22 protein-coding genes and 1 tRNA gene are annotated in these 23,798 nt (G+C 68.4%); 13 read left to right on the top strand and 10 right to left on the bottom strand.

Translation table 11 applies throughout. The annotated features are described in order from the left end of the window. Positions 1-10: 10 nt before the first annotated feature. The 6 genes from OS889_RS00280 to OS889_RS00255 all read left to right on the top strand — a co-directional run bounded on the left by OS889_RS00280 (position 11) and on the right by OS889_RS00255 (position 6,874). Positions 11-2,935 (top strand): DNA-directed RNA polymerase subunit A', encoded by a 2,925-nt coding sequence (locus OS889_RS00280; protein ID WP_372386481.1) that lies wholly within the window; start codon positions 11-13, stop codon positions 2,933-2,935. Continuing rightward, positions 2,928-4,175: a DNA-directed RNA polymerase subunit A'' gene (gene rpoA2 / locus OS889_RS00275; protein WP_372386480.1), complete on the top strand. Its 1,248-nt coding sequence runs from the start codon at positions 2,928-2,930 to the stop codon at positions 4,173-4,175. The genes OS889_RS00280 and rpoA2 overlap by 8 nt, the downstream gene beginning before the upstream one ends. 5 nt (positions 4,176-4,180) lie before the next feature. After that, positions 4,181-4,603, top strand: a complete 423-nt coding sequence (locus tag OS889_RS00270) for a NusA-like transcription termination signal-binding factor (protein ID WP_372386479.1) — start codon at positions 4,181-4,183, stop codon at positions 4,601-4,603. A 75-nt stretch (positions 4,604-4,678) separates the two neighbouring features. Next, entirely contained in the window at positions 4,679-5,650 is a 972-nt protein-coding gene (locus tag OS889_RS00265) for a mechanosensitive ion channel family protein (protein ID WP_372386478.1), read from the top strand. A 179-nt stretch (positions 5,651-5,829) separates the two neighbouring features. Beyond that, the gene (locus OS889_RS00260; RefSeq protein WP_372386477.1) at positions 5,830-6,258 is read left to right on the top strand and encodes a 30S ribosomal protein S12; all 429 of its coding nucleotides are present in this window, start codon (positions 5,830-5,832) and stop codon (positions 6,256-6,258) included. 1 nt (position 6,259) lies between these two features. Beyond that, positions 6,260-6,874, top strand: a complete 615-nt coding sequence (locus OS889_RS00255; protein WP_372386476.1) for a 30S ribosomal protein S7 — start codon at positions 6,260-6,262, stop codon at positions 6,872-6,874. A gap of 91 nt (positions 6,875-6,965) precedes the next feature. On the opposite strand, the gene OS889_RS00250 is transcribed toward OS889_RS00255, so the two are convergent. Then, positions 6,966-7,733, bottom strand: a complete 768-nt coding sequence (locus OS889_RS00250) for a DUF5781 family protein (protein ID WP_372386475.1) — start codon at positions 7,731-7,733, stop codon at positions 6,966-6,968. 200 nt (positions 7,734-7,933) lie between these two features. On the opposite strand from OS889_RS00250, the gene OS889_RS00245 reads away from it, so the two are divergent. The 7 genes from OS889_RS00245 to OS889_RS00215 all read left to right on the top strand — a co-directional run bounded on the left by OS889_RS00245 (position 7,934) and on the right by OS889_RS00215 (position 15,301). Next, entirely contained in the window at positions 7,934-10,123 is a 2,190-nt protein-coding gene (locus OS889_RS00245) for an elongation factor EF-2 (protein ID WP_372386474.1), read from the top strand. 142 nt (positions 10,124-10,265) lie between these two features. Further along, complete coding sequence (locus OS889_RS00240; RefSeq protein ID WP_372386473.1) at positions 10,266-11,390, top strand: sensor histidine kinase; 1,125 nt, start codon at positions 10,266-10,268, stop codon at positions 11,388-11,390. Positions 11,391-11,594: 204 nt separating this feature from the next. After that, a complete protein-coding gene (locus tag OS889_RS00235) occupies positions 11,595-12,227 on the top strand; it encodes an amino acid-binding protein (protein ID WP_372386472.1) in 633 nt (210 codons plus the stop codon). Then, positions 12,224-13,186, top strand: coding sequence for a homoserine dehydrogenase (locus OS889_RS00230; RefSeq protein WP_372386471.1), 963 nt, complete (start codon positions 12,224-12,226; stop codon positions 13,184-13,186). The genes OS889_RS00235 and OS889_RS00230 overlap by 4 nt, the downstream gene beginning before the upstream one ends. A 306-nt stretch (positions 13,187-13,492) precedes the next feature. Then, a complete protein-coding gene (gene tuf, locus OS889_RS00225) occupies positions 13,493-14,758 on the top strand; it encodes a translation elongation factor EF-1 subunit alpha (RefSeq protein ID WP_372386470.1) in 1,266 nt (421 codons plus the stop codon). Continuing rightward, complete coding sequence (gene rpsJ, locus OS889_RS00220) at positions 14,759-15,067, top strand: 30S ribosomal protein S10 (protein ID WP_049985148.1); 309 nt, start codon at positions 14,759-14,761, stop codon at positions 15,065-15,067. A gap of 162 nt (positions 15,068-15,229) precedes the next feature. Beyond that, positions 15,230-15,301, top strand: a tRNA-Ala gene (locus OS889_RS00215). 119 nt (positions 15,302-15,420) lie between these two features. On the opposite strand, the gene OS889_RS00210 is transcribed toward OS889_RS00215, so the two are convergent. The 9 genes from OS889_RS00210 to OS889_RS00170 all read right to left on the bottom strand — a co-directional run bounded on the left by OS889_RS00210 (position 15,421) and on the right by OS889_RS00170 (position 23,729). Further along, entirely contained in the window at positions 15,421-15,831 is a 411-nt protein-coding gene (locus tag OS889_RS00210; protein WP_372386469.1) for a universal stress protein, read from the bottom strand. A gap of 3 nt (positions 15,832-15,834) precedes the next feature. Continuing rightward, complete coding sequence (locus OS889_RS00205) at positions 15,835-16,530, bottom strand: ABC transporter ATP-binding protein (protein ID WP_372391489.1); 696 nt, start codon at positions 16,528-16,530, stop codon at positions 15,835-15,837. An 89-nt stretch (positions 16,531-16,619) separates the two neighbouring features. Further along, the gene (locus tag OS889_RS00200; protein WP_372386468.1) at positions 16,620-17,423 is read right to left on the bottom strand and encodes an ABC transporter ATP-binding protein; all 804 of its coding nucleotides are present in this window, start codon (positions 17,421-17,423) and stop codon (positions 16,620-16,622) included. Next, complete coding sequence (locus tag OS889_RS00195) at positions 17,416-18,474, bottom strand: branched-chain amino acid ABC transporter permease (protein WP_372386467.1); 1,059 nt, start codon at positions 18,472-18,474, stop codon at positions 17,416-17,418. The genes OS889_RS00200 and OS889_RS00195 overlap by 8 nt, the downstream gene beginning before the upstream one ends. Next, positions 18,471-19,358, bottom strand: a complete 888-nt coding sequence (locus tag OS889_RS00190; RefSeq protein WP_372386466.1) for a branched-chain amino acid ABC transporter permease — start codon at positions 19,356-19,358, stop codon at positions 18,471-18,473. Before OS889_RS00190 ends, OS889_RS00195 begins: the two co-directional genes overlap by 4 nt. Before the next feature lie 5 nt (positions 19,359-19,363). Continuing rightward, positions 19,364-20,686: an amino acid ABC transporter substrate-binding protein gene (locus OS889_RS00185; protein WP_372386465.1), complete on the bottom strand. Its 1,323-nt coding sequence runs from the start codon at positions 20,684-20,686 to the stop codon at positions 19,364-19,366. Positions 20,687-20,931: 245 nt separating this feature from the next. Next, positions 20,932-22,482 (bottom strand): SLC13 family permease, encoded by a 1,551-nt coding sequence (locus OS889_RS00180; RefSeq protein WP_372386464.1) that lies wholly within the window; start codon positions 22,480-22,482, stop codon positions 20,932-20,934. Continuing rightward, a complete protein-coding gene (locus tag OS889_RS00175) occupies positions 22,482-22,733 on the bottom strand; it encodes a DUF8599 family protein (RefSeq protein ID WP_372386463.1) in 252 nt (83 codons plus the stop codon). Before OS889_RS00175 ends, OS889_RS00180 begins: the two co-directional genes overlap by 1 nt. A 159-nt stretch (positions 22,734-22,892) precedes the next feature. Then, on the bottom strand, positions 22,893-23,729 hold the full coding sequence (locus OS889_RS00170) for a hypothetical protein (protein ID WP_372386462.1): 837 nt from the start codon (positions 23,727-23,729) through the stop codon (positions 22,893-22,895). Positions 23,730-23,798: the final 69 nt, after the last annotated feature.

The following is a 23,798-nucleotide window of genomic DNA, read 5'->3' as shown; positions in this document are numbered from 1 at the left end:
CACAATGTCAATGCAGACACCCAAAGAGATCGGCGCCATCCAGTTCGGGCTGATGGACCCCGAGACGTACCGCGACATGTCCGCGACGAAGATCATCACCGCGGACACCTACGACGACGACGGCTACCCCATCGATATGGGCCTGATGGACCCCCGGCTGGGCGTCATCGATCCCGGCCTGGAGTGCCGCACCTGCGGGTCGCACTCGGGCTCGTGTAACGGCCACTTCGGCCACATCGAGCTCGCCGCGCCCGTCATCCACGTCGGCTTCACCAAGCTCATCCGCCGCCTGCTCCGCTCGACCTGTCGGGAGTGCGGTCGCCTCTCGCTGACGGCCGACGAGCAGGACGAGTACCGCGACGCGCTCCAGCGCAACGAGGAGCTCGGCGAGGACTGGACCGACGTGTTGAAGTCGGCCGTGCGCCAGGCGCGGAAGGCGGGCCGCTGCCCGCACTGCGGCGCGCCCCAGCACGACATCAAACACGAGAAGCCAACCACCTACTACGAGGTCCAGGACGTCCTCGCGGGCGACTACTCCGAGCGCATCGCCTCGGCGATGCAGCCCGACGACGACGGCGACGGCGGCGTCTCCCCGTCGGAGCTCGCCGAGGAGAGCGGCCTCGACGTCAGCCGCGTGAACGACATCCTCTCCGGGGAGTTCCGCCCCGTCGGCGACGACAGAAAGAAGATCGAGAAGGCGCTCGACGTCGACCTCACCGAGGAGGACATGAACAAGCTCATGCCCTCGGACATCCGCGACTGGTTCGAGGACATCCCCGACGAGGACATCGAGACCCTCGGGATCGACCCGAGCCGCTCGCGGCCCGAGTGGATGATCCTGACCGTCCTGCCGGTCCCGCCGGTCACCGCGCGGCCGTCGATTACCCTCGACAACGGCCAGCGCTCCGAGGACGACCTCACCCACAAGCTCGTCGACATCATCCGGATCAATCAGCGGTTCATGGAGAACCGCGAGGCCGGCGCGCCCCAGCTGATCATCGAGGACCTCTGGGAGCTGCTCCAGTACCACGTCACGACCTTCATCGACAACGAGATCTCGGGCACGCCGCCGGCGCGACACCGCTCCGGCCGGCCGCTCAAGACGCTCAGTCAGCGCCTGAAGGGCAAGGAGGGTCGCTTCCGCGGGTCGCTGTCGGGCAAGCGCGTGAACTTCTCCGCGCGGACCGTCATCTCGCCGGACCCCACCCTCTCGCTCAACGAGGTCGGCGTCCCCGAGCGCGTCGCCCGCGAGATGACCCAGACGATGAACGTCTCCGAGCGGAACCTCGACCGGGCCAAGCAGTACGTCCGCAACGGCCCCGAGGGCCACCCCGGCGCCAACTACGTCAAACGCCCCGACGGCCGCCGGCTGAAGGTGACAGAGAAGAACTGCGAGGAGCTCGCCGAGAAGATCGACGCCGGCTGGGAGGTCAACCGCCACCTGATCGACGGCGACATCGTGATCTTCAACCGCCAGCCGTCACTCCACCGGATGTCGATTATGGCCCACGAGGTCGTCGTGATGCCGTACAAGACCTTCCGGCTCAACACCGTCGTCTGCCCGCCGTACAACGCCGACTTCGACGGCGACGAGATGAACATGCACGCGCTCCAGACCGAGGAGTCGCGCGCGGAGGCCCGCGTCCTGATGCGCGTCCAAGAGCAGATGCTCAGCCCGCGCTTCGGCGAGAACATCATCGGCGCGATCCAGGACCACATCTCGGGCACCTACCTCCTCACGAACGGCAACCCCGAGTTCACCGAGACGCAGGCGCTCGACCTGCTCCGGGCGACGAGCATCGACACGCTCCCCGAGCCGGTCGGCGAGGACGAGACCGGCGAGCCCTACTGGACCGGCCGCCAGCTCTTCAGCGAGCTCCTGCCGGACGACCTGAACCTCGAGTTCACCTCCTCGGCCGGCGACGAGGTCGTCATCGAGGACGGGCGGCTCGTCTCGGGGACGATCGACGAGGACGCCGTCGGCGCCTTCGGCGGCGAGGTCGTCGACACCCTGGCGAAGCTCCACTCGAAGACCCGCGCCCGCGTGTTCGTCAACGAGGTCGCCTCGCTGGCGATGCGCGCGATCATGCACTTCGGCTTCTCGATCGGGATCGACGACGAGTCCATCCCGGACGAGGCCACAGCGCAGGTCGACGAGGCGATCGGCAGCGCCTACGACCGCGTCGAGGAGCTCATCGAGATCTACGAGGCCGGCGAGCTCGAATCGCTCCCCGGCCGGACGGTCGACGAGACCCTGGAGATGAAGATTATGCAGCAGCTCGGCAAGGCCCGCGACTCCGCGGGCGAGATCGCCGAGGACCACTTCAGCGACGACAACCCCGCCGTGGTGATGGCCCGCTCCGGCGCGCGTGGCTCGATGCTGAACCTCACGCAGATGGCCGGCTGCGTCGGCCAGCAGGCCGTCCGCGGCGAGCGGATCAACCGCGGCTACGAGGGGCGGACCCTCAGCCACTACAAGCCGGACGACCTCTCGGCGGAGGCCCACGGCTTCGTCGAGAACAGCTACCGCGGCGGGCTGACCCCGCGGGAGTTCTTCTTCCACGCGATGGGCGGCCGCGAGGGGCTGGTCGACACGGCCGTCCGGACCTCCAAGTCCGGGTACCTCCAGCGCCGGCTGATCAACGCCCTCTCCGAGCTGGAAGCGCAGTACGACGGCACCGTCCGCGACACCTCGGGGACGGTCGTCCAGTTCGAGTTCGGCGAGGACGGCACCTCGCCCGTGAAGGTCTCCTCCTCCGAGGAGAACCCGATCGACGTCGAGAACATCGCCGACCGCATCCTCGACGCGGAGTTCGACTCCGAGGCCGAAAAGGAGCAGTTCCTCGGCCGGCAGGAGCGGCCGACGAACATCTCCGAGTACGCCGGGCCGGGCCTCGACAAGGCCCAGAGCCTGGAGGTGGAGTCCGATGACTGAGGAGTACGAACACGTCACAGACGACATCGAGGCGATCGTGCGGGACTACGGCCTGCCCGAGAGCCTCCGGCACCGCATCTACGAGACGATCGAAGACCGGGAGGGCGTCACCACCGAGCAGGCCGACGAGATCGCCCAGGCGATCCACTCGCGGTACGAGGACTCCCGCGTCGACGCCCACGACCCCGTCGGGACCGTCTCCGCGCAGTCGATCGGCGAGCCCGGGACGCAGATGACGATGAACACGTTCCACTACGCGGGCGTCGCCGAGATCGACGTCACGCAGGGCCTCCCGCGGCTCATCGAGCTCGTGGACGCCCGGAAGACCCCGGACACGCCGATGATGACGGTCCACCTCGAAGACGAGTACGCCGAGAACCGCGAGCGCGCCCACGAGGTCGTCTGGCAGATGGAGGCGACGAAGATCCTCGCGCTCGGCGACATCTCGACGAACGTCGCGGACATGATCGTCCAGGTCGACCTCAACGAGGACACGCTGGACGAGCGGTGGCCGACCGTCGACGACGTCGACACCGTCGCCCAGGAGATCGCCGAGACGATCGAGGACGCCCTCGGCGTCGACACCCGTCGGTCGGAGACGCTCATCGAGTTCGGCCCCGACGAGCCGAGCTACCGGCGGCTCCTCCAGTTGGTCGAAGAGCTCCGCGACATCGTGTTCAAGGGGCTGGAGGACATCTCCCGCGTCGTCATCCGCAAGGAGGACAACGAGCGGACCGACGGCGAGGAGTTCGTCCTCTACACCGAGGGGTCGGCCTTCGGCGACGTGCTCTCGATCGAGGGCGTCGACGCCTCCCGCACCACGAGCAACAACATCCACGAGATCTACCGCAACCTCGGGATCGAGGCGGCCCGCGAGGCGATCATCGACGAGACGATGGAGACGCTGCGCGAGCAGGGTCTCGACGACGTGAACGTCCGGCACCTGATGCTCGTCGCGGACATTATGACGAACCGCGGCGAGATCGAATCGATCGGGCGCCACGGCATCTCGGGCTCGAAGGACTCCGTGCTCGCGCGGGCGGCCTTCGAGGTGACGGTCAATCACCTGCTCGACGCCGCGGTCCACGGCGAGGAGGACGACCTCGACGGCGTCATCGAGAACGTCATCGTCGGCAAGCCCGTCTCGATCGGCACCGGCGACGTCGACCTACGGATGGGCTCGCTCAAGGCGGACGGTGGCGGCTCCTCGGCGTCGGCCCCGGACCGCGCGGACGACTGACCCCGATGCGCATCACGCTCTCCGACGAGGCGCGGCGATACATCGCCCTCTTCGAGGACGAGACGGGCGCGACGGCCCGCGATTGTCTCTGCTACGACGAGCGGGTCGTCATCCTGGTCGCCGCCGGCGAGATGGGCGCGGCGATCGGCCCGGGCGGCGCACACGTCCGGACCGTCGAGGACTCGATCGGCCGCGACGTCGAGCTTGTCGAGGACGCCGACACGCCCGCCGCGTTCGTCGAGAGCGCGCTCGCGCCCGCCGCGGTCCGGCACGTCACCCTCTCCGAGCAGGGCGGCGAGACCGTCGCCTACGTCGAGGTGCCCGAGGACGACCGCGGCGTCGCGATCGGCGCCGAGGGAAAGCACATCGAGACCGCGCGGACGCTCGCCGAGCGGCACTATGACATCGACGACATCCAACTGACGTAGCCGGGCCGCGGGCCGAGTGGATCGGCCCCCGCCGCCGACTACACCTTTTTGTACTCGTGTCCCGCTGTCGGAGACGTGTATCAGGGACTGCTCTCCCTCGCGAGCGCGCCGCCGGCGCAGCTCGTCCCTCCGGGCGCGGTCGACGGGATCGCGGGCGAGCCCTACGCCGAGATCGTGCGCGCGGTCTCGGGCTTCGCGATCGCCGCGATCGCGACGTACGCGGTCGGGCGGCTGCTCGTCCTCCCGGCGGTCGTCCGGGTGGTCGTCGCGCGGAACCGGAACAACCCTACCATCGAGACGGCCGTCCAGACGTACTTCCACGCGTTCGTGATCCTCCTCGCGCTCGTCGCCGGGATCGCGGGCGCGGGCTTCGGCCGGCTCCTGACGGATCTCTCGATCGTCGCCGCCGCGCTCACGCTCGTCGTCGGCGCATCGAGCCAGCAGGTCGTCGGCTCGCTCGTCAGCGGGCTCTTCCTCGTCGCCGACCCCGACTTCAACGTCGGCGACTGGATCGCCTGGCCCGGCGGCGAGGGCGTCGTCGAGGCGGTCGACTTCCGGGTGACCCGCGTCCGGACGCCGAACAACGAGACGGTCACCGTCCCCAACACGGAGCTGACCGCGAACACGCTCACCCGGCCGTACGGGCGCCAGCGCTACCGCGTCGACGAGGTCGTCGACGTCGCGTACGGCGACGACGCGGAGCTCGCGCTCCGGGAGCTGGTCGAGGTCGCCCGCGGCGACGACCGGATCCTCGAAGAGCCCGACCCGACCGCGCGGCTGGTCTCCTTCGAGGGGAGCTCGGTGCGCCTGCGGGCGGAGTTCTGGGTCGGCGACCCGATGGACGTCGATCTGGTGACGCTCAAATCGGACTTCCGGCGGCGCGTGAAGTCCCGCTTCGACGAGGTCGGCCTGACGCTCGGGCCGCCGTCGGGCCACGAACTCAGCGGCGAGCTGTCCGTCGACGTCGAGGACGACGCGTCGGCCGCGGGCGGGCGGGGCTCAGCCGACGGCGCCGACGGCGACGCGATCGATCCCGACGATCGGTGAGCGCCGGCAACGACACGCTCTCTACGCCGGACAGTCGCTTTCCCCTCCGGAGCGGCGGTGTCTCGAATCCGAACGACGGCCGCAGAATCCTCCTTAGGGGTCGCTAATCGGCCCTGCGTCCGTCTCGTCGGGCTCGAAAAGGGAGGCTTAAGTAGCTCCGCCGGGAACTCCGGGTCACTATGGCGAACGGCAAGTACGCCGCGCGCAAACTCAAGCAGGACCGGCAGAAGCGACGCTGGTCCGACTCGGAGTACGCGCGCCGCGAGCGCGGTCTCGGTGCGAAGTCCGATCCCCTCGAAGGGGCCCCGCAGGGACGCGGGATCGTCCTGGAGAAGGTCGGGATCGAAGCGAAGCAGCCCAACTCGGCGATCCGAAAGTGCGTCCGGGTCCAGCTGATCAAGAACGGCAAGCAGGTCACCGCCTTCTGTCCGGGCGACGGCGCGATCTCGTTCATCGACGAGCACGACGAGGTCACGATCGCCGGGATCGGCGGCGCGAAGGGTCGCGCGATGGGCGACCTCTCGGGCGTGAACTACAAGGTCGAGAAGGTCAACGGCGTCTCGCTCATCGAACTGGTCCGCGGCAACGCCGAAAAGCCGGTGCGCTAAGATGTCCGAGAGCGAATCCCCCGAACCCGACGCCCCCGCCGACAGCGAGGAAGCGGAGACGAACGCCCAGCTGTTCGGCGTCTGGGACGTCACCGAGATCGAGTACTCGGACCCCTCGACCGAGCGCTACATCAACGTCACGCCCATCGCCCACACGATGGGCCGCCACGCATCCAAGCAGTTCAAGAAGTCCGAGATCAGCATCGTCGAGCGGCTCGTCAACCGCCTGATGCAGACCGAGGACAACACGGGCCACAAGCAGAAGACGATGAAGATCGTCAAGGAGGCCTTCGAGGAGGTCCACGAGCGCACCGAGGAGAACCCGGTGCAGGTGCTCGTGCGCGCGGTCGAGAACGCGGCGCCCCGCGAGGAGACCGTCCGCCTCAAGTACGGCGGCATCTCGGTCCCGCAGGCCGTCGACGTCGCGCCCCAGCGCCGCGTCGACCAGGCGCTGAAGTTCATCGCCGAGGGGACCCAGCGCGGCTCCTACAAGACGTCCCAGGACGCCTCCGAGGCGCTCGCGCAGGTGCTCGTCGGCGCCGCCGACTACGACGTCCAGTCGTACGCCATCGGCCAGAAGGAAGAGTCCGAGCGCGTCGCGGAAGCGGCCCGGTAGGCCGTTCGCCCTCTCGTTCGGCGTTCGGTTCGCGGTTCTGCGATCTTCTCCGTTTCGACGCTCGATCAGCGACGGCTCCGCGCCCGTTCGGTCAGTCGGCGGCGACGTCGCCGCCGCCGGGCTCGCCGACGGCGTACGCCCGGGTCGCGTCCACGAGCGCTTTCCGGTACTCGCTGTCGGAGGGGTCCTCGCCGAGCGAGCGGAAGCGCCGCTTGAAGGCCTGGAGGTTGATGCCGGGGGCGTCGTCGGCGGCCGCGTGCGCGAGGTCGTAGAGCCGGTGGTCGCGGTCGACGACGCCGTGGCGCTCGACGAGGCCGAGCGCGAACGCCGCGTTGACGGCGGTGATCTCGGGGTCCGACCCCGCCGTCACCCGTCGGGAGTCCGGCCACGGCGAGGGAGACTCGCGGGTCGCGACCGCCCGCGCCAGCTCGGACTCCAGGAACGAGACCAGCTTCTCGGGCGGCGTCACCGAGAGCGTGATGTCGTCGGCGTAGATGTCCTTCATGTGGTTCGCGATCTGATAGCAGTGGGCGACCTTCCGGCGTTCGACGGACTCGCCGGAGAGCGCGAGAAAGAGCGCCTCTTCGGTCTGGAGGTGATGCGAGACGTGCCCCTCCTCGTTGCGGGCCATATGTGCGAGCTCGTGGACGGCGAGTTCGCGCGCCATCGCGCTCGTCGCCGCCTGCCGGGAGATGTTCAGCACGTGGCGGTCCTCGTAGTGGGCCGCCCAGGTCCGCTCGTCGGGGTCGGTCCGGACGTCGACGTACACAGGCCGGTCGAGGTCGCACTCGGTTTCGAGGAGGTCCGCCGCGCCGAGGAACGGGTCCGCCGGGACGTCGCCGCGCACTCGTAGGTCCATGCGTATCGTTCTCACGGGGTGGCCCGATAAGACTCTTACTCCGGATCGGCCCGGACGCGGGCGCTCGACCGAGTCGCCGAACGGAACCGCCGAACTGTGTCAAAAGGGTGCATACCCCGCTCAGCGGCCGCCGTATCCGGCGATTCCGCGGGCGGCAAAACACTACCCTTTTGACCCTCCTGCCGGTACAGGGTCACATAATGGGCCGACGAAAGAAGATCGTACAAGAGTGTGAGCAACTGATGGACAAACCGGAGCAGATCCGGAACATCGCCATCGCCGCTCACGTCGACCACGGGAAGACCACGCTGACGGACAACCTCCTCGCGGGGGCGGGAATGATCGCCGACGAGGGCGAGGCCACCCGGCTGATGATGGACACAGAGGAGGACGAACAGGAACGCGGGATCACCATCGACGCGGCGAACGTGTCGATGACCCACGAGTACGAGGACGAAAACCACCTCATCAACCTCATCGACACGCCGGGCCACGTCGACTTCGGCGGCGACGTGACCCGCGCGATGCGCGCGGTCGACGGGGCGCTCGTCGTCGTCGACGCCGTCGAGGGCGCGATGCCGCAGACCGAGACGGTCGTCCGGCAGGCGCTGCGCGAGGGCGTCAAGCCCGCGCTGTTCATCAACAAGGTCGACCGCCTCATCTCCGAGCTCCAGGAGGGGCCCCAGGAGATGCAAGAGCGGCTGATGGACGTCATCGGCGACGTCAACGAGCTCATCCGCGGGATGACCGAGGATATGGACAACGTCGACGACTGGACGGTTTCCGTCGAAGACGGGACCGTCGCCTTCGGGTCGGCCCTCTACAAGTGGGGCGTCTCCGCGCCGTCGATGGCCGAGACCGGCATCGGCTTCCCCGAGATCATCGAGATGGAGCGCAACGACCAGCGCCGCGAGCTCCACGAGAAGACGCCGCTTTCGGACGTCGTCCTCGATATGGTCGCCGAGCACTTCCCGGACCCGCTCGACGCCCAGCCCCGCCGCATCCCGCGCGTCTGGCGCGGCGACGACGACACCGACCTCGCTCGGCAGATGCGCGAGGTCGACGACGACGGCGAGGTCGTCTTTATGGTGACCGACATCTCGATGGACCCCCACGCCGGCGAGATCGCGACCGGCCGGCTGTTCAGCGGGACCATCAAGCAGGGCCAGGAGCTGTACGTCTCCGGGACGGCGGGCAAGAACCGTGTCCAGTCCGTGGGGATCTTTATGGGCGGCGAGCGCGAGGAGCTCGACCGCGGCGTCCCCGCGGGGAACATCGCGGCCGTCACGGGCCTGCGTGACGCCATCGCCGGCTCCACCGTCTCGTCGGTGGAGATGACGCCGTTCGAGTCGATCGAGCACATCTCCGAGCCGGTCATCACGAAAAGCGTGGAGGCGAAGAATATGGACGACCTGCCGAAGCTCATCGAGACGCTCCAGCAGGTCGCCAAGGAGGACCCGACCATCCGGGTGGAGATCAACGAGGACACCGGCGAGCACCTGATCAGCGGCCAGGGCGAGCTCCACCTCGAAGTGATCACCCAGCGCATCCAAAAGAACCAGGGCATCCCGGTCCAGACCGGCGAACCGATCGTCGTCTACCGCGAGTCGCCGCAGGACGCCTCCCGCGAGGTCGAGGGCGTCTCGCCGAACCGCCACAACAAGTTCTACATCACGGTCGAGCCCCTCCCGGAGGACGTCGTCGACGCGATCAAGCTCGGCGAGGCCTCGATGGATATGCCCGAACTGGAGCGCCGCGAGGCGCTGCAGGAGGCCGGGATGGACAAGGACACCTCCCAGAACGTCGAGCACATCCACGGGACGAACATCCTCATCGACGACACGAAGGGGATCCAGCACCTCAACGAGACGATGGAGCTCGTGATCGAGGGCCTCGAAGAGGCGCTCGACGACGGCCCGCTCGCCAACGAGCCGGTCCAGGGCGCGCTGCTCCGGCTCCACGACGCGAAGCTCCACGAGGACACGATCCACCGCGGTCCCGCACAGGTCATCCCGGCCGTCCGCGACGCGGTCCACCGCGCGCTGATCGACGCCGACATCAAGCTCTTAGAGCCGATCCAGAACGTCCGCATCGACGTTCCCTCCGAGCACATGGGCTCGGCGTCCGGCGAGATCCAGGGCCGTCGCGGCCGCGTCGACGACATGTTCCAGGAGGGCGACCTGATGGTCATCGAGGGCATCGCGCCCGTCGAAGAGATGATCGGGTTCTCCTCGGACATCCGCTCGGCGACGGAGGGCCGCGCCTCGTGGAACACCGAGAACGCCGGCTTCCGCGTGCTCTCGGACAACCTCCAGCGCGAGAAGATCATGGAGATCCGCGAGCGCAAGGGAATGAAGCTCGAACTCCCGCAGTCGGTCGACCAGTTCTGACGATCTGACGCCCGCGTGACCCCGCGCGTCACGCGCGCCGTCGGCCCGCGGTTCGACGCGGTTCCGTTTTTCCCGTCCGCTATCGACACCGATACTCGGCCCCATAATTTCAAGCGGGTGTCCGACCAGTAGCCAACAGCAGATGCGCACACAACTCCTCACGCTCCTCGATCGGGTCGGGTTCGGCTCGCCGCCGGAGTCTGTCGCTCCTGCGAGGCCCTCCGCCGTCCGGCTCCTCGCGAGCGCCATCATCTCGGCCACCGGTCTCGTCTTGCTCGTACCGAACCTCTTTCCGCTGCTTTCGGGCGGCGGCCCGCTGTCGGTCGTACTCGGCGCGGTCGGGGGCGTCGTCTCGCTCGGCCTCGTCGCCGTCGGCGGCCTGCTGTATTACAGCGGCTTCAGCGACCGCAACGCGCTCCGGATCGCGATCTGGAACCTCCTGGGAATCGTCGTCCTCGGGAGCGTGATGCTCGCGCACGCGTACGCCCAGAACCGACTGTCGGGCGGGATCGCGCCGTCGATGTTCACCGTCGGCAACCTCCTGGCAATCGGCGCGGCGGCCCACGTCATCATCGGCGTCTACGACGCCCGCCGGGTGCGCGCCGAACAGCTCGCCCGGGAGCGCCGCCGGACGGCCGTGCTGAACCGCGTCCTGCGGCACAACCTCCGCAACGAGGCGCAGGTGCTGGCGGGCCACGCCGACATCGTCGCGACCGTCCCGAGCGAGGAGCGGCTCAAGAAGTCCGCGGACGTGCTGAAACGCAGCGCCGAGACGGTCGGGAGCCTCGCCGACGGCGCGAAGACGATCACCCGCGAGCGGGACCGGAGCCCCGAGGAGTACCGCGAGACCGACCCGGTCGCGGTACTCGAGGGCGCGGTCGCACACGCGCGGGATCGGTTCCCCGACGCGGCGTTCTCGGTGGACGCGCCCGACGACATCGACGCGCGGGTCCGCGCGAGCGACGGCCTCCGGACGGCCCTGGACGAGCTCCTGGAGAACGCCGCCGAGCACGGCGACCCGCCGGTCGAGGCGTCGGTCCGGGTCCTCCCCGACGCGGTCGAGCTCTCGGTCTCCGACCGGGGCGACGGCATTCCGTCCCACGAGCGGGACGTCGTCGTCGGCGAGGCCGACATCACACAGCTGACCCACGGGAGCGGACTGGGGCTGTGGGTCGCAAAGACCGTCGCCGACACCCACGGCGGCGAGATCTCGTTCACCGAACACGACGACGCGACCACGGTGACGATCTCGCTGCCGCGCATCTAGCGCGCCGGGCGGGACGCCGGCAGTTTTCGCCGCCGGCAACGCGTGCATCGACGAAGGCTTATATCGGTCCGGGGGTTGACGTTCGGGTATGTGTACGGCTTCGACCTCACGACCTCGACCCGTCGCCCGGACGGACCGTCGAGTCGTCGTCTCTCACCGAACCGTGGCTCGTGAGGCCCCCTCCCGCCAGGGAGTGATCCGCCAGTGACGTCCGCGCTCGATTCCGACGCGGACGCCGACGAGGAACCGGACTCCGGCGATTCCGGCGGCGCGACCCGCTCGCGTACGTCCCACGCCGACGCCGCCGACACCGACGCCGACGGCGAGCCCCAGCCCCACACGATCCGGCTCGAACTCGCCGACCAGCCGGGGCAACTGCTCGCGGCGCTGGAACCCATCTCAGCGAACGGCGGGAACCTCCTGTCGATCTTCCACGAGCGGGGGAACGTCACCCCGCGTGGCCGCATCCCCGTGGAGGTCGACGTCGAGGCGACCCCGGACCGCTTCGAGGCCATCGTCGCCGCGCTGCGCGACGAGGGCGTCAACGTCGTCCAGGCGGGCGCCGAACACTACGCCGAGGAGGTCGTCGTCGTCCTCGTGGGCCACCTCGTCGACACGGACCTCTCCGATACGCTCCGTCGGATCGAACAGTACCCCTCGACGTCGATCGCGGACTTCTCGCTCAACGCGCCGGAGGGGCGCAGCGACACCTCCAGCGCCCGGCTCCGGATGGCGACCCGCGCCGGCGAGACCGCCGAAGCGATCTCGCTCGTCCGCGAGATCGCCGAGGAGAAGGACCTCCACGTGGTCGAACCCCTCGCGGGGGGAGCCGTATGAGCGGCAAGCGACTCGCGGTCGTCGGCGCCGGCGCGGTCGGCGGCTCAGTCGTCGACCTCGCGGCCGACTACGGCCACCGGATCGTCGCCTTCGCGGACTCGTCGTCGGCCGCCGTCGACGCCGGGGGCATCGACACCGAGGCGGCCTTAGACCGGAAGTCCGATGAGGGCCGCGTCGGCGACGCCGACCCCGAGGCGGCGCTGGAGGCCGACTACGACGTCCTCGTCGAGGCGACGCCGACGACGCTCGGCGACGCCGAGCCCGGCTTCTCGCACCTTCGCACGGCGCTGGAGCGCGACCGCCACGTCGTCCTCGCGAACAAGGGGCCGGTCGCCGAGCGCTACGGCGACGTCCGGGACTTAGAGCGCGAGAGCGCCGGGAACGTCCGCTTCGAGGCCACCGTCGGCGGCGCGATCCCGATCGTCTCGACGGTCGAGGACCTCTCGCCGTCGCACGTCGAGGCGGCCCGGGGCGTCCTCAACGGGACGGCGAACTTCATCCTCTCGCGGATGGCCGCCGAGGGGATCGACTACGAACACGTCCTCGCGGAGGCCCAGGACCTCGGCGTCGCCGAGGCGGACCCGACCTTCGACGTCGAGGGCACGGACGCGGCGCTGAAGTGCGTCATCCTCGCGAACGTGCTCGCCGAGGGCGAGACGGAGTACACCCTCGACGACGCCGACGTCGAGGGGATCACGAACGTCCCCGGCAGCGCCCTGGAGTTGGCCGCCGAGGACGGCCGGACGATCCGGCTCGTCGGGGAGGCGACCCGGGACGGCATCCGCGTCGGGCCGCGGCTCGTCCCGCAGAACGCCGCCCTCGCCGTGACCGGGACGCGGAACATCGTCCAGTTGGAGACCGACCACGCCGGCCAACTGAACCTCAGCGGCCGCGGCGCCGGCGGCCCGGAGACCGCCTCGGCCGTGCTGGGCGACGTCGGTCGGCTGGAAGACCGATAGCCTGCGGCACCGCCGCCGCTGGAATCGCGTCGTCGATCTTACCTGATACCGACACGGTCCCTCCGCAGTCCTGCGATCGGCTCGTTTTCGCTCCTTTCGGCCGCTTTCGCGCTCGCCGCGCGTCGCTGCCGGCGCTTCGGTGACTCGGTTCCGCGTCGATCCGGTCGAAAAGTGCGGCAGCGACCCGTGGTAGATGGTCCCACAAACCGCGATACTGCGGCGTTTCGGCCGTCTACGTATCGAAATGGTTTTAGGGCTTTCTGGCCAAAGAAGGCGGTACAGAGCGCCTTAGCGCGTGACCCACCTATGAGTGACAAACCGCACCAGAACCTGGCCATCATCGGCCACGTCGACCACGGAAAGAGTACGCTGGTCGGGCGACTCCTGTTCGAGACAGGATCCGTCCCCGAGCACGTAATCGAGCAGCACCGCGAGGAAGCCGAAGAGAAGGGCAAGGGCGGATTCGAGTTCGCCTATGTGATGGACAACCTCGCCGAGGAGCGCGAGCGCGGGGTCACCATCGACATCGCCCACCAGGAGTTCGACACCGACGAGTACTACTTCACCATCGTCGACTGTCCGGGCCACCGTGACTTCGTCAAGAATATGATCACGGGCGCCTCGCAGGCCGACAACGCGGTGCTCGTCGTCGCCGCCGACGACGGCGTCGCGCCGCAGACCCGCGAGCACGTCTTCCTGGCCCGCACCCTGGGCATCAACGAGCTCATCATCGGCATCAACAAGATGGACCTCGTCGACTACAGCGAGGACTCCTACAAGCAGGTCAAAGACGAGGTCAACAAGCTCCTCAAGCAGGTCCAGTTCAACTCCGACGACGCCACCTACGTCCCGATCTCGGCCTTCGAGGGCGACAACGTCGCCGAGCGGTCCGAGAACACGTCCTGGTACGACGGCCCGACGCTCCTGGAGTCGCTCAACGACCTCCCGGAGCCGGAGCCGCCGACGGACGCGCCGCTCCGCCTGCCGATTCAGGACGTCTACACCATCTCGGGCATCGGGACGGTCCCGGTCGGACGCGTCGAGACCGGTACCATCAGCCCCGGCGACAACGTCTCCTTCCAGCCGTCGGACGTCGGCGGCGAGGTCAAGACCGTCGAGATGCACCACGAGGAAGTGCCGCAGGCCGGCCCCGGTGACAACGTCGGGTTCAACGTCCGCGGCATCGGCAAGGACGACATCCGCCGCGGCGACGTCTGCGGCCCCGCCGACGACCCGCCGACGGTCGCCGAGACGTTCCAGGCCCAGATCGTCGTGATGCAGCACCCCTCGGTCATCACCGCCGGCTACACGCCGGTCTTCCACGCCCACACGGCGCAGGTCGCCTGTACGATCGAGTCCATCGATCAGAAGCTCGACCCCTCCTCGGGCGAGGTCGCCGAGGAGAACCCCGACTTCATCCAGTCCGGCGACGCCGCGGTCGTCACGGTCCGACCGCAGAAGCCGCTCAGCATCGAGCCGTCGGGCGAGATTCCGGAGCTCGGGTCCTTCGCGGTCCGCGACATGGGTCAGACCATCGCGGCCGGGAAGGTCCTCGACGTCAACGAGCGATAGATGCAGCAGGCACGCGTCCGTCTGGCCGGGACCAGCCCGGACGACCTCGACGACATCTGCGACGACGTTCGCGAGATCGCGAACAAGACGGGGGTCAACCTCAGCGGTCCGATCCCGCTGCCGACGAAGACGCTCGAAGTGCCCGCGCGGAAGTCCCCCGACGGCGAGGGGACCGCCACGTGGGAACACTGGGAGATGCGCGTTCACAAGCGTCTCATCGACATCGACGCCGACGAACGCGCCCTCCGGCAGCTGATGCGGATCCAGGTGCCGAACGACGTCAGCATCGAGATCGTCCTCGAGGACTGAGCAGGTCCGAGACTGACGCCCCGACCGACGCCGCGATCTCGCGACACGTCGGCTCACGGCGCTAAGGCGTCAGCGTCACGCGCACCTCTTCGCGTGTGATCGCCTCACGCGCAGGGGACGAAACAGAAGGTACAAATGACGCGCCATCCTCGAATCGAGTGCGGGCTCGTAGATCAGTGGTAGATCGCTTCCTTCGCAAGGAAGAGGCCCTGGGTTCAAATCCCAGCGAGTCCACTCCCCTTACGCGTTCTTCCGAAGGAACGGATTCGTCTGCGAAACGTCTCCGATTCGATATCACTCCCGAGCGGAAAGAATCCCGAATTTCCGCTTGAAAAACCGCGCGACTCGCCGGTCTATTCGTCGTCGGTCGTGACGATCGTGACCGGCACGTCGGCGTCGAGCAACACCGTCTGAGCGACGCTTCCGAACAGGGCCTTCCCCGCCGGCGAGCGCCGCTGGGTGCTCATCGCGATGTGGTCGATGTCGAACTCCGCGGCGATCTCGAGGATGCCGTCGGCCGGCGGGTGTCGGGCCTCGGCGAGTTCGACGTCGAGCCCGCGGTCTTCGAGGCGGTCGCGGACGAGCCGGACCGTATCGACACGGTCGACGTTCCGCAGTTCGTCGGGTGCCCCGACCTCCTCGTCGGTCAGGGTGTGGGTCACCACGACTTCGATGTCGTCGATGCCGGGGAGGTCGGCGACGAAGTCCGCCTGCGCGCGGGCGCGCTTCGCGTCGTCGTCCACGGGGAGGAGGATCCGATACATCGGTTATCCCCCCAGGTAGAGCCGGCCGACCTCGTCGTCGTTGAGGAGTTCGGTGCCGGTGCCGGTGAACTTGATCTCGCCGCTCGCGAGCACGAACCCGCGATCGGCGACCGAGAGCCCCTTCTCGGCGTTCTGTTCGACGAGCAGGATGGTCGTCCCTAGGTCGTTGAGCTGCTTGATCCGCTCGAAGACGTCGTCGATGAAGCGCGGTTCGAGGCCGATCGACGGCTCGTCGAGCATCATCACCTCCGGGTCGACCATCAGCGCGCGGGCGAGTTCGAGCAGCCGGCGCTGGCCGCCCGAAAGGGTCCCGGCGCGCTGGTCGCGGATGTCTCCGAGGATCGGGAACTCGTCGTAGAGCTCCTCGGCGCGGCGGTTGGCGCGCTCGTCGTCCTCGAAGACGTACCCGCCCATCAGCATGTTCTCGTGGACGCTCATCCCCGGGAAGACGCTCGCTTCCTGCAGGACGTAGCTCATCCCGTTGGCGAGGTTCTCCTGGGGCGAGCGGCCGGTGATGTCCTCGCCCCGGAGCGTGACCGTCCCCGCCTTGACGTCGGCGAAGCCGTAGATGCTCTTCATCAGCGTCGACTTCCCCGACCCGTTCGGGCCGATCAGGCAGGCGATCTGGCCGTCGTCGACGGCGATGTTGACGTCGTGGAGCACGGTCGTGTTGCCGTAGCCGGCCACGACGTCGTGCATCTCCAAGAGCGCGTCCCCGTGGTCGGTCTCGGGGTCGGGTTCCGAGTCCGAATCGGTTTCGGTCTCAGAGTCGGAAGTCGTCGCCACGATCACTCCCTCCCCAGGTACGCGTCGAGGACGCGCTGGTCGTTCTGTATCTCTTCGGGCGTGCCCTCGGCGATCCGCTCGCCGTGGGCGAGGACGTAGATGCGGTCGGCGATTTCCATCACGAAGTCCATGTTGTGTTCGATGAGGAAGATCGTCGCTTCCTCGTCTTCGTTGGCGGTCCGGATGTACTCGATGAGGTTCTCCAGCATCGAGGGGTTGATGCCGCCGGCCGGCTCGTCCATCAGGAGGACGTCCGGCTCGGCCATCAGCTCCATCGCGAACTCGATGAGCTTCTGTTGGCCGAAGCTCAGTCGCCCGGCCCGCGTCTTCGCGAGCCCGCCGAGGTCGACGTATTCGAGCAGCTCCTGGGCCCGCGCCTGGAGCGACTCGTCCGGCCGGCGGAGCAGACTGCTCACCTCGGATCCGCCCTCCTGAGCGGCCAAGAGGAGGTTCTTCTCGACGGTCATATCGCCGAAGATCCGGGTCTCCTGGAACATCCGCCCGAGGCCGGCCCGCGCGATCTTGTACTCGGGCCAGCCGGTGACGTCCTGTCCCTGGAGGTAGACCGACCCCTCGTCGGCCTGGAGCGTCCCCGTGATGCAGTTGAACAGCGTCGACTTCCCGGCGCCGTTGGGGCCGATGAGCCCCACGATCTCGCCTTCGTTCACCGTGACGTTGACGTCGTCGACGGCGGTCAGGCCGCCGAAGCGCTTCGTGACGCCGTCGGTCCGGAGCACGGCCCGGTCGTCGCTTCTCGCGGTCGCTTCTGTCTCCGCCGCGTCGGTCGGGTCAGTCGCCTTACTCATCGCTCGACACCTCCTCGTCCTCGACGGCGGCCATCCCGCCGCGCTTGTAGTACTCCATCTCGCCGGCGTACTCCCTGAGCGTCCCGACGAAGCCCTCGGGGAACTCGATCACGGTGACGATCACGACGAGCCCCAGCATCACGAGCTGCCAGCCGACGAAGGCGGTCTCGACGTACTCGATGACGGTGTGGAGGCCGAAGGCGCCGATGACCGGGCCGGCGACGGTGCCGGAGCCGCCGAGCAGCGCCATCGCGATCAGCTCGACGTTCCAGGCGCCGTTGTACGCCGTCTGCGGGTCGATGAAGGTGTTGAACAGGCTGTACCCCCCGCCCGCGAGGCCGGTGAAGAGCGCCGCCAGCATCCAGGCGGCCGTCTTGTGGTAGGCCGTGTTGAATCCCATCGCGGTCGCCTTCTCCTCGTCGTCGCGGATCGCGTTCAGGATGAACCCGAACCGCGTGTTCGAGAGGTAGTAGACGACCGCCATCTCGGCGACGAGCACGCCGAAGAAGAGGTAGTAGAACACGGTCCCCGGCGGGACGTCGAGCAGGATCTTCCCGCTCGCGCCGCCGGTGATGTCGATGATCCGCGAGACCTGCTGGGCCGCGAGCAGGACGCCGAGCGTCGCGATCGCGAAGTAGTGCCCGCGCAGCCTGAGCACGGCGGCGCCGATGACCGCCGCGAACGCGACGGCGAGCAGTCCGGCGGCGATCATCGCCACCGGGAACGCGACGGCGAAGTCCTTCACCAAGATCGCGGTGGTGTAGCCGCCGATCCCGAAGAAGGCCATATTTCCGAAGCTCGGATAGCCCGTCTGGCCGCCGACGATGTCCCACGACAGCGCCAGGATGGCGAAGAGGTACATCTCCGAGATGACGGTCATGTAGTAGCCCTGCTGGAGCCCCAAGAGGGGCGGCAGGGCGCCGACGACCACCATCGCGAGGAGCAGCTTCCACGCGTGGGCGTCGCAGAAGTCGAACACCCGTTCGACCTGCGTGGGCGGGACGATCGACCGGAGCAGTCCTTCGCCGCTGTCGGACTCGCCGGTGCTCATCGTTCAGCCTCCTGGCCGAACAGGCCGTTCGGTTTGACCACGAGCAGGACGATGAGCAGCGTGAAGCTCACCGCGAGCGTCCACTGCGAGGAGACGAAGCCCGCGGTCAGTTCCTCGACCGTCCCGAGGAGGAGCCCGCCCGCGAGCGCCCCCGGGATGGAGCCGACGCCGCCGAACACCACGATGACGAAGCTCTTGAGCGTGTAGATGAGGCCCATCTGCGGCTGGATGTTGAGGATCGTCGCGATGAACGCCCCGACGCCGCCGGCGATCGCCGAGGAGATGCCGAACGTGACCGCTCGGGTGTGCTCGACGTCGATGCCGACGAGCGCGGCGGCCTCGGGGTTCTGCGAGACCGCCCGGATCGCCCGCCCCGTCCGCGTCTTCTGCAGGAACAGGTAGAGCGCGGCGGTCAGCACGAGCGCGCCGACGAAGGCGACGAGCTTCATCTTCGGGATCACGAGCCCCGCGGCGTTGATCGACGGATCGGCGAAGCCGACCTGGATCGACCGGGGGTTCGCCGACCACGCCTGGATCGCCAGCTGCTGGATCGCGATGCTGATGCCGAAGGTGACGAGCAGCGTGAGGAAGATGTCGGTTCCGATCACCCGCGACACCAGCGTCCGCTGGAGCACGTACCCGACGACGTACAGCACCGCGATCGCGGCCGGGATCGTCGCCAGGAACAACAGCGGCGAGCCCTCCGCGTTGCCGGTGATGAGGCTCAGCGCCCAGTAGGAGGTGTAGCCGCCGAGCATCACCATATCGCCGTGGGCGAGGTTGATGATGTCGACGACGCCCCAGATGAGCGCGAAGCCGACGGCGACCCCCGCGAAGATCGCCCCGATGAGCAGGCCGTTGACGACGAACTGCGTGAACGCCATCTGTCTCAGCGCTCACTCCAGTCGGGCATCGGGTAGATGGGGTCCGACTGCGCGACGTTGTCCGGGTAGGTGATCTGGAGCCCCGGCTCGGGCTGCCACTGGTAGACGAGCATGTTCTTGTTGATGACGCCGCTGTCGTCGAAGGAGACCGTCCCGTAGACCGTCGAGAACTCCGCGTCACGGATGTGGTTGCGGACGTTGGTGGGCGTGATCTCGCTGACGTTCTCGAACGCGTTGACGAACGTCATAATGACGGCCTCGCCCGCCGCGCTGTGGTAGTCCGGCGTGTAGTCGTAGTTCTCCTCGATCGCGGAGACGAACTCGCCGGTCGAGCCGTACACCGGGTCCTCGAAGTCGGCGTTGACCGCCCACGAGGAGGGGCCGTACATGTAGTCGCCGTTCGCGCCGACCTCGTCCTTGAACGACTCGTTGAGGCTGCCGACGGTCCCCATCGCGGCGTCGACGTTGACGCTCTGGCTCTCCATCTGGTTCGCCAGGATGATGTTGTGCTTTTGGTGGGCACACAGCAGCAGGATGTCGGCGCCGGCGTCGCGCACGCGACCCAGGTTCGTCGAGAGGTCCGAGGTGCTCGACGGGAACGTCTGGTCGACGACCAGTTCGAGGTCGGTGTTTTCGATCTTGTTCCGCGCGCCGTCGGCGGTGGACTGGCTGAAGGTGCCGTCCTCGGCGAGGATGGCGATCGACTCCGGCGTGGGGTCCTGCGCGAGGCACATGTCGATGTAGCTCTTCGCGTACTTGTTCGCCGTCGGCAGGAGGCCGAAGATCCACTCGTTGCCCTGCGCGAAGATCTCGGGGCTCGCGCCGCCGCCCTCGACCATCGGCTTTTGGTTCTGCGCCGCGACCGCGCTGGCCGGGAGCGTGACCGTGCTGGAGTAGGGCCCGAGCAGGTAGTCGACCCCCTCGCGGTCGATGAGCTCCTGGTAGATGCTCTTGGAGGTCGAGGCGTCGGTCCCGTCGTCCCGGAGGATCATCTCCAGCTCGTAGGTGTTGCCGTCGCCGGCCTCGACGCCGCCGTTGTCGTTGATGCGCTGGATCGTCAGCTCGTAGGCGTCCTTGTACAGCTGCCCCAGGTCGGCGTTGTCGCCGGTCAGACTCATCGACCCTCCGAGGGTGATGGTCTCCGGTCCGCTGTCGGAGCTTCCGGTCGTCCCGCCGCTGCTGTCCGTCGAGCCGCCGCCGTCGCCCGAGGAGTCGCCGCCGGAGTCCGAGCCCCCGCCGCCGGAACAGCCTGCGAGTCCGGTGATTCCGATTGCGCCTGTGCTCCCTGCAACCTTGAGGAACGTCCGTCGGTTCTGTTTGTCCGTCATAGGTGCTAGACCGGCGTGTATCGATGATACACGACCTGTGCGTTTCATTGAATGTCACCGCTATAAATGTTAATGATCGATATGTGACGTCCTGGTGGCTACGTAGTCGTCCGGACCGCTCGGGAGCGCGGACGGCCGGATTGGTCGCCCGCTCGCCGACTGCACGTAACCGTGCTCGTCCGGCTACGCGTCGGGGTTCGAAAGGAGACTCGCGGACGCGACGGTGGATGCGCCCCGTACTCGGGCTACCAGAGGACCCGCGGCCAGACGAACTCGAAGAGGAGGATGGCCATCACAGTCAGCACGAGCGTCATCACCGCGTTCAGGATCACGCCCGCGCGGATCATGTCGCGCTGTTCGAGGTGGCCGCTCCCGAAGACGATCGCGTTCGGCGGCGTCGCCACCGGGAGCGCGAAGGCGAAGCTCGCGGCGATCGCCCCGGTGACGGTCAGGAAGATGGCGGCCGGGATCGGGTCGACGCCGAGCGTCCCGGCGAGGATGCTCCCCAGCCCGATGAGGATCGGCGCCAGGATGGTCGTCGTGGCCGTGTTCGAGGTGAGCTCCGTCGCCAGCACCGCGAATACGACGACGGTGAGGACCACGAGCGGGAGCGGCGCGCCGACGACGGTATCGAAGAGCGACCGCGCGAGCCACGCGGTGGCGTCGGTCTCCCCCAGCGCGTCGGCCAGCGAGATGCCGCCGCCGAACAGCAGGATCGTCCCCCAGTCGATGTCGATGAGGTTCTCCCAGTCGTCGGCGCCGCTCACCACGAGCGCGGGGATCGCCAGCAGGCCGACCACGACGAAGTAGAGGATCCCGCGGTGGCCCTCCAGCCCGAAGACGCTCGCGCCCTCCCCGCCGAACAGCGTCACCTGCCACGCCGACGGGAGCACGCCCTCGAACAGGAACCCGAGGCCGCCGAGCACCCACAGCGCGGCGGTCGCCGCGAAGATGTACGTCGCGCGGCGGGCGTGCGTCGACATCGGCCCCTCTTCGGAGAGGAACTCCCCGGCCTGAGACTGGGCTTCGTTCACGTCGTCGATCTCCGGCGGATACAGCCAGAACGTCAGGAGATACCACGTCAGCGGCAGCGTCACCGCGACGATCGGCAGCCCGACTGCGAGCCACTGAACGAACGAGATCTCGATCCCGACCAGCCGGTCGAGGAAGGCCACGGCGACGACGTTCGGCGGCGTCCCGATGAGCGTCCCGACGCCCCCGACGCTGGCGGCGTAGGCCGTCCCGAGCAGCGTCGAGACGCGCATGTTCGAGGAGGCTCCCTCGCCCGGGGCGTCGCGGCCGACGACGCCCGCCAGCACGCCCAGCGCGACCGGCATCATCATCGCCGTCGTGGCCGTGTTCGACACCCACATCGAGAGGAACGCCGTCGAGAGCATGATCGCCAGGATGAGCAGCCGCGGCGACCGCCCCAGCGCGTTGATGAGATGCAGCGCCAGCCGCCGGTCGATGTTGTGCGTCTGGAGCGCCTCCGCCAGCATGAACCCGGCCACGAACAGGAAGATGAGGGGGTCGGCGAAGCCGGACAGCGCGGCCTCCATCCGCTGGTAGACGCCGAAGATCGTCAGGACGACCGGGATGAGAAGGCCCGTCAACGCCAGCGGCAGCGCCTTCGTCACCCACAGGATCGCCGCCAGCGCCATCGTGGCCAGCGCCAGCTGGCCCGCCCTGTCGAGGCCGGGCGGCGTCGGCGCGCCGGCGATCGCGGCGGTCGCGACGAGCGCGACGAGGAGTGCCAGGGCCGTTCGGTTCGCCGGTAGTCGTAGCGTCCGTGTCATCAGAAGTGCTCCACTAGCACGCGGATCTGCTCGTCGGTCAAATTGGTCCGATACAGCTCGAACAGCTGATCCAGGCGGTCCCGAGAGAGGCTGCGGGTGTCGTTTTCGAGCATCGAGACGTGAGCCTGCATGATGTCGTCGAGTTTTCGTTCGATGGTCCGCTGCTCGAAGCCGGCCGCGACCCGAAGGAGCCGCCAGGCGTCTGGTGAGATGTCGCCGACGTCGACTTCGTCGCCCCCGCCGCGTCCCATCGCTTATCGATCACCAATATTAAACAGGTTCATATAAGTATTCGTTCCGGACCCGCCGGGGTCACGCGCGAGGGTACCCTGGAGTGTGTCGGTCTCGCCGCTCTCCTCTTGGGTGTCGAACGGCTGCCATCCCGGCCTTCGAGCGGCGGCGGCGCTCATCTACGGCCGCCCGACCCGCCGGTGGCGGAGCCAGAGGTAGTACCCGCCCGCGGGCACCGACAGCAGCCACGTCATCGGCACGAGTACGTTGAGGAGGTGGACGCCCGCGACGACGCCCCAGATCCGGCGGTCGGGCGTCCAGCCGACCGCGCTCTCGCGGACCGCCCGGACGTCGAGGTACAGCGAGACGCTGAACACCGGGATCAGGACGAGCGCCGCGACGAGGGCCAAAAGCACCACGAGCGGGAGGAAGACGCCCACGGTCGGGATCGTCTCGTAGACGAACTCCGCGTTCGCCGACACGCCGAGTACGGCGCCGAGCAGCGGCACCGCCACCGCGAGGACGGCGAACGCCGCGACCGTGAGCGCGACGCCGTAGTACCACCGGGAGACACGCTCTCGGGACCGGCCGCTCGCCGCCGACGCGCCCCGGTCGTCGGCCTCCCCGACCGCCTCGTGGGCGTCCGGGCCGATGCCGGCGGGGCTCGGATCCCGCGGTCGGAACCGACGGAGGAGGTACGCGCTCCCGACGAACAGGAGCAGTGGAGAGTCGACGAGCGCGAGCCCGACCGCGGGCGCGACCACGCCCGCGACGCCCCACAGGCGGGGATCCGGCGTCCAGGTCTCCGCGCTCCGCGCGACCGCTCGCGCGTCGACATACAGCGCGATCGCGAACACGGGAATCAGTACGAGGCTCAGCAGGACGAACGCCGCGGGGAGGACATCCAGCGCGGTCGGGGGCCCGTCGACGGTGTCCGACAGGGACAGCGCGAGCAGCCCGACCACTTCGAGCAGCGGGGGGAGGGCGACGCCGACCCACCAATCCGAGTCGACCATATCCGATGGGCGCGGTCCACCCGCAGAGGTCTTTCGGTTCGGGGCGCTGTCACGACAGCGCCGCGGCTC

Source organism: Halobellus sp. MBLA0158 (assembly GCF_041477585.1).
Taxonomy (GTDB): Archaea; Halobacteriota; Halobacteria; order Halobacteriales; family Haloferacaceae; genus Haloquadratum; species Haloquadratum rubicundus.
Note: the sequence above shows the minus strand (reverse complement) of the source record. Positions and strands in the feature narration are given on the sequence as shown.